Annotated in this window: 18 protein-coding genes; all 18 read right to left on the bottom strand. The window is 68.7% G+C overall.

Annotated elements, in window-relative coordinates:
• Positions 1-119: 119 nt before the first annotated feature.
• Positions 120-842 (bottom strand): hypothetical protein, encoded by a 723-nt coding sequence (locus tag QFZ75_RS39455; RefSeq protein WP_307545363.1) that lies wholly within the window; start codon positions 840-842, stop codon positions 120-122.
• Entirely contained in the window at positions 839-1,477 is a 639-nt protein-coding gene (locus tag QFZ75_RS39450; protein ID WP_307545361.1) for a hypothetical protein, read from the bottom strand. Before QFZ75_RS39450 ends, QFZ75_RS39455 begins: the two co-directional genes overlap by 4 nt.
• A gap of 41 nt (positions 1,478-1,518) precedes the next feature.
• Positions 1,519-2,208, bottom strand: coding sequence for a hypothetical protein (locus tag QFZ75_RS39445; protein WP_307545359.1), 690 nt, complete (start codon positions 2,206-2,208; stop codon positions 1,519-1,521).
• A complete protein-coding gene (locus tag QFZ75_RS39440) occupies positions 2,205-2,699 on the bottom strand; it encodes a hypothetical protein (RefSeq protein WP_307545357.1) in 495 nt (164 codons plus the stop codon). The genes QFZ75_RS39445 and QFZ75_RS39440 overlap by 4 nt, the downstream gene beginning before the upstream one ends.
• Positions 2,696-3,532 carry a hypothetical protein gene (locus QFZ75_RS39435; RefSeq protein ID WP_307545355.1) on the bottom strand — a complete coding sequence of 279 codons (837 nt, stop codon included), beginning with the start codon at positions 3,530-3,532 and terminating at the stop codon, positions 2,696-2,698. The genes QFZ75_RS39440 and QFZ75_RS39435 overlap by 4 nt, the downstream gene beginning before the upstream one ends.
• A complete protein-coding gene (locus QFZ75_RS39430; protein WP_307545354.1) occupies positions 3,529-3,957 on the bottom strand; it encodes a hypothetical protein in 429 nt (142 codons plus the stop codon). Before QFZ75_RS39430 ends, QFZ75_RS39435 begins: the two co-directional genes overlap by 4 nt.
• Positions 3,954-4,097 (bottom strand): hypothetical protein, encoded by a 144-nt coding sequence (locus tag QFZ75_RS39425; RefSeq protein ID WP_307545352.1) that lies wholly within the window; start codon positions 4,095-4,097, stop codon positions 3,954-3,956. Before QFZ75_RS39425 ends, QFZ75_RS39430 begins: the two co-directional genes overlap by 4 nt.
• Entirely contained in the window at positions 4,094-4,552 is a 459-nt protein-coding gene (locus tag QFZ75_RS39420) for a hypothetical protein (protein WP_307545350.1), read from the bottom strand. Before QFZ75_RS39420 ends, QFZ75_RS39425 begins: the two co-directional genes overlap by 4 nt.
• Entirely contained in the window at positions 4,549-4,731 is a 183-nt protein-coding gene (locus tag QFZ75_RS39415) for a hypothetical protein (protein ID WP_307545348.1), read from the bottom strand. Before QFZ75_RS39415 ends, QFZ75_RS39420 begins: the two co-directional genes overlap by 4 nt.
• Entirely contained in the window at positions 4,728-5,153 is a 426-nt protein-coding gene (locus tag QFZ75_RS39410; protein ID WP_307545346.1) for a hypothetical protein, read from the bottom strand. Before QFZ75_RS39410 ends, QFZ75_RS39415 begins: the two co-directional genes overlap by 4 nt.
• Entirely contained in the window at positions 5,150-6,238 is a 1,089-nt protein-coding gene (locus QFZ75_RS39405) for a hypothetical protein (protein WP_307545344.1), read from the bottom strand. The genes QFZ75_RS39410 and QFZ75_RS39405 overlap by 4 nt, the downstream gene beginning before the upstream one ends.
• Before the next feature lie 66 nt (positions 6,239-6,304).
• Entirely contained in the window at positions 6,305-6,520 is a 216-nt protein-coding gene (locus QFZ75_RS39400) for a hypothetical protein (RefSeq protein WP_307545342.1), read from the bottom strand.
• Complete coding sequence (locus QFZ75_RS39395; RefSeq protein WP_307545340.1) at positions 6,517-7,116, bottom strand: hypothetical protein; 600 nt, start codon at positions 7,114-7,116, stop codon at positions 6,517-6,519. Before QFZ75_RS39395 ends, QFZ75_RS39400 begins: the two co-directional genes overlap by 4 nt.
• A 51-nt stretch (positions 7,117-7,167) precedes the next feature.
• On the bottom strand, positions 7,168-7,755 hold the full coding sequence (locus QFZ75_RS39390) for a hypothetical protein (RefSeq protein ID WP_307545338.1): 588 nt from the start codon (positions 7,753-7,755) through the stop codon (positions 7,168-7,170).
• The gene (locus QFZ75_RS39385) at positions 7,743-8,168 is read right to left on the bottom strand and encodes a hypothetical protein (RefSeq protein ID WP_307545337.1); all 426 of its coding nucleotides are present in this window, start codon (positions 8,166-8,168) and stop codon (positions 7,743-7,745) included. The genes QFZ75_RS39390 and QFZ75_RS39385 overlap by 13 nt, the downstream gene beginning before the upstream one ends.
• A 13-nt stretch (positions 8,169-8,181) precedes the next feature.
• Entirely contained in the window at positions 8,182-12,018 is a 3,837-nt protein-coding gene (dnaE, locus tag QFZ75_RS39380) for a DNA polymerase III subunit alpha (RefSeq protein WP_307545335.1), read from the bottom strand.
• Between the two features lie 126 nt (positions 12,019-12,144).
• Positions 12,145-13,134, bottom strand: a complete 990-nt coding sequence (locus QFZ75_RS39375) for a hypothetical protein (RefSeq protein ID WP_307545333.1) — start codon at positions 13,132-13,134, stop codon at positions 12,145-12,147.
• Between the two features lie 39 nt (positions 13,135-13,173).
• Positions 13,174-13,917 (bottom strand): hypothetical protein, encoded by a 744-nt coding sequence (locus QFZ75_RS39370; protein ID WP_307545331.1) that lies wholly within the window; start codon positions 13,915-13,917, stop codon positions 13,174-13,176.

Raw genomic sequence — 13,917 nt, 5'->3', positions numbered from 1 at the left:
GTGGCGGTCACGCCTCCGGCGCCTTCTGGCGGGCAAAGAGCCGGATTTTTCCACAGCATAGGTCGACGCCTGCGACCCGTTCCAGTAATTCGTCGTTCGAAGTTTGGGGCCGGACAGGACTAGGCCGTCAGCGAGTCCTTCAAGCGCTGCCCCAGTCGCTCCATCGAACGGACGAGCTGCTCGGCCGAGCGGCTCACGGCGGCCCGGAAGATCGCGTGGTAGCGGTCCTCGGCCGCGAAGGCCCGGCCGCGCTGGGTGCGCTCCTCGACAGTGACCCGGCCGGACGGCGTGATGAAGCCGGTGGCCATGGCCTCCTCCCAGCGGCCCTTGGCCAGCATGGCCTCCAGCCAGCTGCGGGAGGCCTTCTGCTCCCACTCCATGAGGCCGGTGGTGATGCGCAGGAGGAAGTCTTCCTTCTCCCGGGCGGTGAGCTTGGTGTAGTCCTCCTGGTAGGCGCCGGAGGGGAGCTTGACCCACTCGGGCCAGCCGAAAATGTCCGTGACGACCTCGCCGGTGGTCTCGTTGGCGATCGGCTCGCGCACGAGCCACCACAGCTCGTTCATGATCAGGTAGGCGTCGGGGAACGTCCGGTGGATGATCCCCTGGGCCTGCTGGGTGATGCCGAGGATCTCGGCGCTGTCGCCGGGGCGCCAGTCGGTGCGCATGCGGGCGAACCCAGTGGTGGACGTCTCCCGGGTGCGGTCGGGGTCGATGTCCACGGCCACCGGATCGTCGGCCTCGCGGGCGATCTCACCGATGACGCGGTTGGCCTGGTCGACGGCCTGGCTGCCGTCGAGGGCGATGTCCTGGCTGTCCTGGCCGACGCTCCGAGTGGCACTCACGCGGACGTCTCCATCTTCGCCATGTCTTCCAGGATCTTCCGGTCGTAGAGCCAGGTCAGGGCGAGCAGGACGGCGTCGCGCACGTGCTCGTTCCAGGGCATCGTCTTGCACTGGTCCCTGGGCGGGATGACGTAGCGTTCGACGGCCGCCTTGACGTGGGCCTTGGTGACCGGGTTGGCCTTCGACCCGGCGGTGCCGACGATGACCGACTTGGCGTGCCGGTTGTCGATGAGGACGGCGCGGCCGAGGGTGGCGCGGTGGATCTCGCGTCCGGCCATCTGGATGGACTCCAGGCGCTGGCCCTTGACCGGCGGGCGCTCGTACACCACGGCGTCGGCGTTGGCGGCGAATCCGCCCCGGGCCCGGACAACGCCCGCGTAGACGCTGTCGGCGCGGGCGTTGTTGCCCTCGAACGCCTTGATGGCCTGGACGTCGGCGGGCGGCCGGATCATGGAAGTGATCAGCAGGTGGATCCCTGCCTCGTTGGACTTGATCACGGCCATGCCGGTGTTCGCGAGGGCCGGGTCGAAGGCCTGGACGATGCCGTACGCGAAGTCGCCGGGGGCCCGGGGCGGGGTCCAGCCCTTGCGGGTGGCGAGGTCATCGACGGCGGCGATGGTGAGCTGAGTGGACATGAAGGCTCCGTTGGCGGTCGGAGGAGGACGGCTGTTGGCGGTCAGCCCTGGCAGGTGGCGGAACTGCAGGCGGTGCGGTCGGTCCTGCTGCAGGAGCAGGCGGGCTTCGCGACGGCGACGGGCTCGCCGTTGACGTGGACAACGCCCGGGGTGAGTTCGATCGGCTGCGGTGCGGGGGCAACGGGGGCCTGCTCGGGCTCGTCCTCGTCGAGGTGGCCCGGGTGCGCGGCGTGGCGCAGCCGCTCGCCACACAGGCACCGTGCGATCGAGTAGGAGCCGGGCCGGAACTGGTGCGGCTTGTCGGGGGTAGGCGGGAGGGGGCACCAGGACTCGTAGCCGTAGGCGACGCCGTCGCAGGCCTTGCAGTCGGCCTTCGGGCCGCCGGTGTGTCCGGCGAACTTCAGGTCGTCCTGGGTGGCCTGGCGGATGCCGTAGTTGCTGCCGCGCCTCTGGGCGATCCACCAGGTGTCGACGGATCCCGCGTAGATGGGGGCGCTGCCCTGCATGAGGGCTGCGGCGTCAGTCAGAAACATCTCGAAGGTGCGGCCCCTGTCGGAGCGCCATGAGAGACGCGCGGCCGACATGCCGCGTGTCGTGCCGGTGAGGATGAGCATCGTGGGGAAGGGCTTGTTCTCCCGCCACTCGTGGACGTCCTCGGGGTCGCTGCCGACGTAGTTGATCAGGCTGCCGTGCTGGTCATACGGGGCCTTGGCGAGGCGGGTGCGGGTCACGGAGTCGGTTCTCCTTGAGCGGGTGCGGGGCGGCGGGTGAAGGAGACGCGGACTCCGTCGCAGTGGTACGTGCGGGAATCGTGGGTGAGGTCGTGCGGCATGTGGGGGCGGGGCATGGAGCAGGTCATTTCGCCGTCGCGCTCTTCGGGCGTCGGCATGGCGACGATCTCGGCCTCGTAGGCGCGGCAGATGCCGTAGTTGCGGCCTCGCTGGCGGATGATCCACCAGCCCTTGGCGACGCCGAGGCTGATCGTGCCTGCGGTGAGCAGGTCTTCCAGCTCGGGCAGGAGCATCGGGTAGAGGGTGCCGGTCGTCTCGTCGCGCCAGATGACGCGGCAGGAGGAGACGCTGCGCTTGACGTCGTGGATGCGCAGGGTGGCGGAGAAGGGGTTGTTGGGGCGCCACTCTGCCGCGTCGTCCTCGTAGCGGACGAAACCGAGGGCGTTGCCGGAGGCGCTGAAGGGGGTTGATGCAGGGGTGATGGCAGTCACGCGGCGAAACCGATCTTGACGGGGCAAGCGCTGGCGGGACACTTGCGGGCGGAGGCGCGGGTGGAGCAGCACGCGACGGGTGGCGGGGTGCCCATCTCTACATGCTGGCGCACGACACGGTACTTCGCCTCCATGCTCGCGATAAAGGAATCGTCGCGAGGGATTGTGAACTCCCTCATGTCCCAGCCCTCGCTCATGGCGAGGAAGAGGATCAGGGTGCGGACCTTGCCGGTCAGCGCCATGTACTCCTGGGCCTGGGCGTAGTACTTGGGCCACTTGATCTTGAAGGCGTCGAGGTCGTGGCTCTGGATGCCCCGGATGACCGGCGGGGCGCAGGTCTTGAGGTCGAAGATTCCCTCGCCCCACTTGGGCAGGTCCTCGAAGAGGCCATCGATGTGGCCCCGGCGGCCGAGGTTGTCATCGCGGACGCCCCATTCGTTGCACTGGCCCTTGCGGCGGCCGTGGGTCTTGCCGCAGGCCACGCAGGTGCCCTTGGGCTGCAGGAGCAGGCCCATCTCGGTCATGACGTGCTGGAAGATGTCGTGCGTGGCCGAGCCCATGAGGACGGACATGCGGGCGCCGTAGGGGAACTCGTCCTCGGTCCACTTCTCCGGCCGGGCGAGGTAGTAGTACAGCTTGCGGGCGTCCATGGTCGGGTGGGTGGAGGGATGGAACCAGCCGTCCGGCTCGCGGGTGGCGGTGTAGCCCTCGAAGGTGACGGAGAACTTCTTGGGGAACGCGCACTGCTGGACGGCGTTCTCGATCAGGGGAATCAGGACCAGGTCGCGGTTGAGCGAGACGACCCGGCGGAAGCTGGGAGTGAAGGTCGTCATCGGCGGCGGCTCGTCCTTGGCATCTTGCGGCGGGTCGGCTTCGGGTTGTTCGTCTCTTCCCAGGCGGCGGCCGTCTTGGAGAACTTGATCAGGACGTCGGCGTACCGGGCCCGGTCGACCAGCGAGGTGTCCGGGGAGGCGATCTTCAGCATCTCCTCGGCCAGCTTGAACAGCCGCTGTTCGGGGGTCAGCTCCTCGGGCTTCTCGGCCTTGTCGCGGCGCCAGGTCCAGAAGTTCAGGGCGTAGACGTATCCGTAGGCGAGGGCACTGATGACGAAGCCGTGCTGGCCGGTGACGACGCCGTACGTGGCCCACGGGCCCTGGGCGAGGAAGCCGATGATCCAGCCGAAGGCCTTCTTTCGCCCGGCGAGCAGCAGGCCGGTGATGCCGATCAGGGTGAGGACGTAGCTCCAGGCGGGGTTCACGAGTCCTCCTTGAGGATCCGCTGGGCCCGAGCGACGAGAACCCGGATGCAGCGCGGGTCCTCCTCGACGAGGGCCTCCAGGACCAGCTTGGCCTTGCGCCAGCGCTCGGCGTCCTTCGCGGTGGTGTCGGAGGTCGTCACTTGAGCAGCTCCCTAAGCAGTGCCGTCTCGCCCTCGCCTGCCAGGGCAGGCAACAGGGACTCAAGGCCGTGTTCCTTGACGAACCTCTGCACGAGGGGCTTCGCCAGCTCCCAGGCTCGGGCGGCTTCGAGCAGCTCGGCGAAGTCGAGGAGGTCGCAGGCGGCGAGGTCGGCGTGGACCTTGCGGGCGCCGTCGTCGTAGAAGCGCAGGCCGAGCATGGGCTTCTCGCCCCCGGCCTGTTCGACGGCCTTCTCCCACATGGTGCGGGTGATGCTGATGGACTTGGCGAGGGTGGACTTGCCGTCGACCGCGAAGGCGTACGCGGTGTCGAGGCGGTTGTGGCGCGCGTCGATCGGGTCGCGCCACTGGTTGCCCGAGCCCCGGGTCTGGCGCATGCCCAGGGTCTCGGCCAGGTGGGCCTCGTGCGCGTCGCCCATGTCCTTGTTCAGGCTCACCGGCGTCCCCTGAGCTTGCGGCCGAGGGCCTGGAAGAGGCGCTTGAAGCGCAGCGGAATGCCCCACAGGCCGACGTAGACCAGCTCGTACTCTGCGCCGCATCCGGCGCAGAAGAAGGTGGACGCGTCAAGATGGCGGCCGGGGTGCGGCAGGAGGCACTGGTGCTCGGCCCCGGTCACTTCGAGACCTCCGTAGTGGTGTCGCAGGTGAACTTGGGGGGCTGCGGCCAGCAGATGATGGGCTGTCCGTCCGCGAGAGGGAGGCAGTGGCACTCGCACAGGGCCTTAGGGTCCTCGGGCTCGCGGGCGAAGATGCCGGGCTTCGGCGGGTAGAGCGGGTCGACCTTCATGGAACGGGGCCGGTAGAGCCCGAACAAACGCTGGACGGCGCTGCCGAAACCTCCTGCGACGAGCACGTAGGTCATGCCCACCAGTGCGGCGAAAGCAAAGTCCTCGCGCGCGGGGCCCGCGTCGGGCAACGCGATCAGGAGGACAGCGGCCAGGCCCGCCACCTCCAGGAGACTCAGCGCGAGGAGCAGGAGAGAGAGGAGGCGGGCGTGCTCGTGCGCCCAGTTGTGGCAGCGGATCAAAATCGTCTTCATGCTGCTTCCTCGTCGTCGTAGGAGACGGTGTGCTCGGACTTGATCTCGCTGGAGATCTGCTGCAGGGCCAGCTCGCGGATGGTGCCGACGAGTTCGCGGTGTTCGGCGAGGTAGGTCAGGACGCCGGGTCGGCCGCCCTTGACCTGGGCGCCGCCGGGGAACTCGTAGGTCACGCTGGTGAGGCGCTTGATGGCGCCGGTGGCCATGCCGAGGACGGCGGCCTCGTCGAGCTGGTCGATGCCGATGGGGCCGTGCTTGTCGGTGGCGACGTTGTAGAACCAGAAGTCCGCGACCCGGCCCTGGGCGGTGAGCTTGTTGCGGGTGACCTTGACGCGCAGCTGGCGGCCGACCTCCAGCTCGCTGGGGGCCTTGGAGACGGCGTCGGAGATGGCGATCTTGCGGGTGGGCTCGCTGGTGCGGCTCATCTTGATCTGGCTGGTGGTGTTGTACTTCAGCGCGGAGGGGCCTGCGGCCTTCTGGCCTCCGGGCATCCGGCCGCCGATGTCGGCGCGGTACTGGTTGATGAACACCACGGCGGCGTTGTTCTCGCGGCACAGTCCGGCGACGCGCTTGACCATGCGGGAGATGACCTGGGCGTTCTTGCCCATGGCCGACTCCTCGGCCTTCTTCTCGAACGCTGCCCGGGACTCCATGCCGCCGATGGAGTCGACCACGACCAGGGAGACCTCGCCGCTGCGCAGCAGCATGGAGATCTGGTCGGAGACGTCCTCGGAGTGGTCGGGGTAGAGGTGGAAGAACTGGTTCTCGCCGAGGTCGACTCCGAGCGAGGCGGCCCAGTCGAAGTCGTAGGCCTGCTCCATGTCGATGACGGCGGCGGCGCGGTCGGGGAACTGCTTCTGAGCGTTGGCCATGGCGAGGTTCGCCAGCGACGTCTTGCCCATGCCCTCGGGGCCGAGGATCTCGTGGGTGCGCTTGAGGGCGAACCCCCCGCCCATGGCGTAGTCGAGGGTGAGGCTGCCGGTGGAGATGAAGGTCGGCGGGACCATGGCGTCGCGGCGGGTGACGCGGTCGCCGTAGACCTTGGAGAGGTCGGTGCGGAGCTTGGAGAGGCCCTTGGAGGCCATGCAGTTTCTCCCTGGCGGTAGGAGGGGTGGTGCGCGGCCGTTGGCGGTCGGCCGGTGGGGCGGGTGTCAGGTGCTGCGCTGTACGGCCATGCAGAAGAGGCTGTCGACGTTGGTGACGGCGTCGATGACGTCGCCTTCGGGGACGCCGCAGGTGCGCAGGCCGCGCAGGAAGTCGACGGCCTTGCGGTAGTCGTTGACCAGGTCCAGGTCGGCTTGCTTGCGGCGTTCTTCGTCAAGGGCCTTCAGGCCCACAGCGACGTCGTCGGGGGTGGGGGTCGTCACCGGGTTCCCCCTTCGAGGATCTGGCGGGCCTGGCCGTGCTCCCATTCCAGGGCCATCTCCAGCAGGGAGAGGCGCTTGAGCATGTACTTCTCGGAGTTGTAGTCGCCGGGCGGTGCGGTGCGCGGGTCGCCGTAGATGCGCCCCTGCTCCAGGCGCAGGATGGTCTTGCCGCTGGACCGGACGGCGTAGGCCAGGACGGGGCGGGTCATGTTCAGGGCCGCGCGGGCGGTCTGGATGGCCTTGCCCAGGCGGGTCCAGGCGGCCGTGCTGTAGAAGGAGCGGTCGAAGCCGATGCGGCCCGGGGTGGAGGAGGGGGTGATGGCGGCCTGGACGGCTTCGGTGACGTACTTGCGGGCCGTACCCTCCCGCCAGCTCAGGATCTCGTCGATGGACTGCAGGCTGACCCGGCTGAGGGCCTCGGCGACGTCGGAGGGGACGAAGCCCGACTCCAGGGCGGCCAGGTCGCGTACGGACAGGCCGAGGGCGCCTGCCGTGTATGCCTGGGAGTACTTCAGGTCCAGGCGCTTCTCGCGTACGGCGTAGCCGAGGTTGGCCCAGTAGGGGTGGGCGATGCTGGCGATGACGTTGGCTGCCATGGGGCTCCGTTCGGGAGGCGGGGGCCGAACGTGTCGGCCCCCGTCGGTGGGCTACTTCTTGACGTTGTCGAGGCGGGTCTGGCCGAGCGGCACGGCGCCCTTGAACTGCGGCAGGTCCATCGGCTCGCTGTAGAGCAGGTAGGACTGGTTCGCGCCGACGCTGAACTCGACGTAGGCGCCCGTGTTGGCGTCCTCGCCGTAGTACGAGCTGCAGTTGGAGTTGCTGCTGTAGGTGCCGTCCATGGAGGGGCCCTGGATGAAGGAGTCGCCCTCGTACTGGCCGAGGTCGACGCGGGTCTTGCTCTCCGGCGGGAGGAGGCTCACGCAGTAGGTGACGGGCAGGCCCTTGAGGACGAAGTAGCCCCAGCCGCCCGCCGCGTCCTGCAGGTAGACGTAGGAGAGCTTGCCGGGAGTCTTGCCCCAGGTCTTGATCCAGAAGTTCTTCGTGTCGCGGGTGGGGCTGTGGTCGACGGTCTCGGCGGGCTGCTTGGCGACGAGGCGGTCGTAGTTGCTGCTGCGGGCCGAGTTCTCCTTGGCGCGGGAGGACGGCTTGGTGTCCTCCTCCATGCAGGCGGTGAGGCCGAGGACGAGGCCGACCGTCATGAGGGTGGCGGTCAGGGTGGTGGTCAGGCGGCGCACTGGGTCTCCTGGGCGTTGTTGAGGGTGTAGGGCAGGGCGGCGTCCTGGAACGCGGTGCGGTGTTCCTGGGAGGCCTTGGAGTTGTAGGTGGCGATCGAGTCGGCGCGGGTGTTCTTCAGCGCGGCGAGGCTGGTGTTGATCCGCTCGGCCCGGTCTGCGGAGGGCTTGGTGGCCAGCTCGGCTTCGAGGTTCTTGATCTTCTGCTCGGTCGACTCGACGGCGGCGCAGAGGTCGAAGAACTCCTCGTAGGTGCCCAGGCGCCAGGCGCCGTTGGCGATCGTCTGCTCGCGCTTGCTGGCCTCGCCGCGCAGGTCGGCGCTGAACCAGCGGAACGCGAAAGCGGCGGCCGTGAGGAGGATGACGGTCACGAAGCCCACGAGGAAGCTGATGACGGCTTTTCGGGTGGTGCTCACTGGCGGGTGCTCCTTAGACGGGCTGGTAGGCGACGAGGTTGAGGCCCCGGTCGGTTTTGCGGATCTCGGCGAAGCAGAGCTGGCCCTTGTTCAGGCGGTGCTTCTCGACGGCCCAGGCGTCCTGGAACACGGCCGCGCTGAGGGTGGCGGCCTCGGTCTCCAGGGACACGAACCCCATGGGGATGGAGCGGTGGGGCCGGGCGGAGGCGACGATCGCGGCGACGATGTAGTTGCCGTTGGGGCCATCCGTGATCACGGTGGCGTTGTGCAGGCACGCCTGGCGGTCGTTCGGGTTGAGCCGTTCGAAGGGGGTGCTGGAGAGGAAGACTCCGAGCATCTCCAGCTCGATCTGGCGGATGTCCTCGTCCGTGTAGGGCTCGACGGCGTCGAGGTCCATCGGCGGCCGGGGGTCGTACATCCGGCAGGCCTTGGTGCACTTCTTCGGTGGGGGCTTCGGCTTGAGTTTCTTGCCGGTGCGGGCGTTGACCGGGGCGGGCTCGGTCTTCCAGTCGAAGGTGCAGGTAGGCGGGGCGACGCGCTGCCGGACGCGGGCGGCCTCCTTGCGGGCCGCGAAGTCCTCGTCGGACTCGTCGTCCCGCCGGGGGTGTATGAGGAGAGTCTCCGGCTGGGCGTCGTCCTGCTTGAGGGTGCAGCGGGCGTCCTCGCCGGTCTTCTTGGCCAGCAGGGTGGCTTCCAGGCCGCGCCGGTTGGGCACGAGGGAGTCGAAGGCGCCGACCCTGGCCAGCAGGGAGACGACCCCGGCGTTGGCCTTGGAGCCCTTGCGCTCCAGGAAGTCGTCCCAGGCCTGGTAGGGCTGGTGGGGGACGATGTCGCCGACAGCGGACTCGCCGACGCCCTTGACGGAGTCGAGACCGTAGCGGATCGAGTACTCGGCCGGGTCGACGGTGAAGCCCTGGCGGGAGAGGTTGATGTCCGGCGGCTGGACGCCGACGCCGACGCGGCGGGCCTCGCGGACGAACTCGGGCAGCCGGTCGTTGTCGACGGTCGTCATGACGGCCACGAGGAACTCGCGCCGGTAGTTGACCTTCAGGAACGCGGTCCAGTACGCGAGGTAGGCGTAGGCGTAGGCGTGGGACTTGTTGAAACCGTACTTGGAGAACTCGGCCATCTGGGCCCACAGGTGGGCGGCCTGGGCCTCGGCCATGTCGGCTCGTTCGAGGAACTCGCGTCCGGCCGACTCGATCGCGGCGACCTTCTTCTTGCCGAGGATCTTGCGGACGGTGTCGGCCTCGGACTCGTCGTACCCGGCGATGATCCGGGTGACGGCCATGACCTGCTCCTGGTAGATCATGGCGCCGTAGGTGGGCTCCAGGACGCGGCGCAGGCGCTCGTCGGGGTAGGTGACGGCCTGCTCTCCGGCGCGGCGGCGCAGGTAGGCGTCGGTGAGGCCGGAGTTCATGGGGCCCGGCCGGACGATGGTGATCATGTCGGACAGCTCGGCGATGTTGGCCGGGCGCATCCGCTCGCACAGGCGGGTGCCGCTCGGCGTTTCGATCTGGAAGATGCCGAGGGTCAGGGCGCGCTGGATCTCGTCCCACACGTCCGGGTCCTCGAACTCCTTGTCCCAGGACTCCAGGTCGATGCGGACGCCGTAGCGGGCGTAGACGAGGTCGATGCAGCGCTGGATCGTGTCGAGGGTGCCGAGGGTGAGGATGTCGAACTTGATGCCGCCGATGGCCTCGACGTCGTCCATGGCCCACTGGGTGACCATCTGCTCTTCGCCGTCGACCGCGCGCATCGGCATCCAGTCGGACAGGGGCGCGTCGGTGGAGATGACGACCCCGGCGGCATGGCGGCCGTAGGACTTCAGGCGGCCGACGAACTTCTCGGCCATGGCGAACAGCTCGGGGTAGCGGTCGGCGTAGGGCTGGAGCTGGTCACCGTGCTGGACCCACAGGTCCTCCCAGCTCATGCCGAGTCCGGCGGTGCCCGCCTCGGCCTCCTTGATCAGCTCCTTGACCTGCTTCAGGTCGGCCTCGGCGTTGTCGGGCAGGCGGGACTTCAGCGCGCGCAGGACGTTGTCGAGGACGGCCTTGTTCTTCAGGCGGCCCTCGGAGCCGATGGTGACGACGAACTCGGCGCCCCAGCGCTGGCGGAGGTAGCCGAGGATCAGGCCCTTCTTCGAGGCGGGGAAGTCGACGTCGAAGTCGGGCAGGCCGGAGCGGCCCATGGTCAGGAAGCGCTCGAAGAGCAGGTCGTGGCGGATCGGGTCCAGGCTGGTGATGCGGGCGAGGTAGGCGACCAGGGAGCCGCCTCCGGAGCCGCGCCCGGGGCCGACGAGGATGCCGTTCTCCTTGGCCCAGCCCACGTAGTCGGCGACCATCAGGTAGTAGCCGCAGAAGCCCTTGGTGACCAGCAGGTCCATCTCGCGCTCGAAGCGCTCGCGGTAGACGCGGTGGGCGCCGGTCGGCTGGTCCTGGGCGCTGGCGGGCAGGCGGTCCCAGTTGGCCATGCACAGCTCGCGCAGGCGCCGTACGTCCTCGTCCGGGTCGCCGGTGAAGGACGGAACGACGGGGGCGCCCTTGATGCGGGCGTCGCAGCGGTCGGTGAGCACCACGGTGTTGGCGATGGCTTCGCTGGCGACGGCCGCGCCGAGGTAGGCCAGGCCGTCGCGGACCTCGTCCTCGCCCATCAGGTAAAGGTTGAGGTCCTCCTTGAAGAGGTCGCCTTCGTCCTGGACGTCCTTCTGGGTCTGGCAGGCGATCCACACCTGGTGGGCGTGGGCGTCCTCGGCCGTCGGGAAGTGGGAGTCGACGGTGGCCAGCAGCGGCAGGCCGAACTCGCGGGCCAGGGCGACCATCGTCTCGTTGACCAGGCGCTGCTCGGGCAGGTCGTTGGGCTGCAGCTCGACGTACAGGCGGCCCGGGTAGATGTCCATGAGCCGGGTCAGACGGTGGCGGGCCAGCTCCATGTCGCCTGCCTTGATGGCGACGGCAACGGGGCCGCGCAGGCAGCCGGTGGAGGCGATGACGCCTTCGCTGTGGCGGGCCAGGGTGTCCCAGTCCATGCGGGGGCGGCCGTAGAAGCCGTCGCGGAAACCTTCGGTGGACGCGGCCCAGATGTTGCGCAGGCCCTCGTCGGTCTCGGCGAACAGGCACAGGTGCCAGTACTTGTTGAGAATCTGCCGGGCGAACGGGACCTGCTTGCCCTCGTCGTCCAGGACGTCGCGCATGGGGTCGTCGTCGGGGACGAGGTCGGTGGAGCGCTGGTGCCGGTCGTCGGTCAGGTTGGCTTCGATGCCGAAGACCGGCTTGAGTCCGGCGGCGTCGGCCGCGCGCTGCAGGGCCGGGTGCCCGGCGCAGTTGCCGTGGTCGGTGATGCCGACGGCGCGCTGGCCGTGGGCTGCGACCTGCTCGACGATCTCGGCCATGCGGGACAGGCCGTCGAGGGGGCTGTACTCGCTGTGCGTGTGCAGGTGGACGAACCCCTGCTTCGGGCGGATCGGCGGCGTGCTGTCACGAGCCTCGGTCTGGTCCAGGACCTCGTGGTAGGTCGGGATGCCGTCGGCATCGGAGAAGATCGCGGTGTGCGCGTGGTTGAGGCGCAGGTGGCCGTTGCCCAGGTCGTGGGCGTGCTCGTCGACCTGGTGGGAGGCGATGGCGCAGATGCCGTCCTGCAGGGGGAAGAGGATCCCGGCCGCGCCGTCGGCGAGCGCCCGACGCCACACAGACGTCGTGACGTCGAGGGGCGTGTAGCCGGGGTTCAGCAGCCAGCGGGTGCCGTCTTCCTCGTGCTCGACGAGGGCGGGGAGGTGGATTCGCAGGCCGCCGACACGGTGTTCGGCTCCGGGGAAACGCTCAGAGGCATAGGAAGTGACCAGGCGCAGCACTGTGGTGGTCCTCGCGCATGAAGGAGGGTGATGGATCCGGCCCGCCCCGGGAAGAAACAGCGACTGAGTCACTGGAGCCGTATCTGACGGCACCGGGGCGGACCGGGTTTGAGGGGCCGGGCTGGATCAGCTACCGGCCGGTACTCCCAGGGCCTGGATCTTGCCCCGCATGTCGGAGGAGAGGCCCGTGTCGCCCGAGGGGGAGCTGGCGCTGGCGAGGTTCATCATGCCGCCGACGGCGACGGCTCCGGTGGCCGTCGTGGCGGCGGTGGAGTCCACGATGGTGCCGTCCTTCTCGACGGTCTTGGTCGGGTCGAAGAACCGCGCGTAGTACTCGTCGCTGGCCTTCTCGCCGACGATCGCCTCCAGGACGACCTCACGGTCGGTGACGGACTGGGTGTAGAGCTCCCAGGCCGGGGTGCCGGGCTTGAGGTCGGGGATCGGGTCGATGGGCACGATCTTGTAGTTCGTGTCCGTGCCGAGCCCGTCGCGGGTGATGGCGAAGTCGCGGTCGCAGACCGTGCCGTAGAGGCCGTGGAGCGCCTTGAGGTTGGCGAAGAACCCCTTCATGGGCTGGTTGATCACCAGCAGGCGCGGATAGTTGACCTTGGCGCCGGTCGGCTTGCCGTCGGCGTTCAGCTCGTCGACCTCGTCGATCCGGTCCCGGACGCCGATGACGACGCCCTTCTTGGCCGGGCCGCCGAGGGCTTCGGTGCCGTCACCGCGCACCAGCTCGCGCTCGACCGCCAGGGCCCAGACACGGATGCGGGAGGAGGCGACCTTGCCGAAGTTGTTCTTGATCTTGTTGTCGCAGATGTAGCAGTCCGAGAAGTGCCCCTCGAACGCCGGGTCCTTGCGGCAGACGGAGGTCATGGCCTTGGGCCACTTCTCGACGCCCTTGGGGGCCGCCTTGGTCGGCACGAACGAGTGCTGCTCGACGTAGATCCAGTCGTCGTGGTCCGTCAGGAGACGGATCACGGTGGAGGACTGGTCCTCCTTGAGGCTGAAGTAGTCCGGGCCCCGGTCGCGGCGGCCACCGTTGGCGTTGGACTCCTTCTCGGCCTCTTCGGCGGCGCTGCCGCCCTTGCGGAAGGTGGGGCTCGTGTTGGCGGTCACGAATGCTCCTGATGCGGTTCTGATGGCGGGTGATGTCGGTTATCCGACGGCGGCAGTGGCGGCTGCCGCGATCAACTCCTCCGTCACGGGCTGGTCCTCGTGGAGAAACACCACGGGGGGCCCGAGGTCCTTCGCCACGAAGAACGGCCGCCCTGGAATGCCGTGGAATCCGACCGCGAATCGCGGACAGTTCCGGGCCGCCAGGGCCTTGCCGAGCCCTTCCCTCCACTGAGCCATCCGCGACTCATCGTCGCAGGTGGATGCCAGTAGAAGGTAGGAGTACGACCAGGTGGCCGGGGAGCTGGGAGAGGGTTGGCGGTCCCTCTTCCCGTCATCACTAAAGCGTCCCTGCGGGGCGGAATCAAGAAATTCGCCCGTCGGTTCTTCGGAGCTGATTCCGTGAGATTTAAGAATGTCTGCGGCGGTCGTTTCGGTGCCATGGGCGGCATTCTGGGCGGACGCCTGCAGGCTCGCCAGGCGCAGGATCTCGTCGTGGACGTAGCGGTCCTGGAAGGGCTGGCCGAGCGGCGCGGCGTCGTAGCGGGCCCGGGTCCGGACGTCGAGGAGCTGGCGGAAGACGTAGGTCAGGTAGGCGTCGTTCTGACCGTCCCGGGCGAGGTAGGCGTCCATGAGCTGGCGGCGGGTGGCGTCCGGCCGCACCCCCAGAGCCCGGTAGTAGCCGTTGACGTCATGACGTCCCCAGGTCGAGCGCACGGGCACGAGGTCGGTGCTCGTGGAGACGATGGCGGCGTCCGGGCGGCCGATCAGCTGCAGGTCCGCCAC

Source organism: Streptomyces sp. V3I8, from assembly GCF_030817535.1.
Taxonomy (GTDB): Bacteria; Actinomycetota; Actinomycetes; order Streptomycetales; family Streptomycetaceae; genus Streptomyces.
This window is presented reverse-complemented; position numbering and strand designations above follow the sequence as displayed.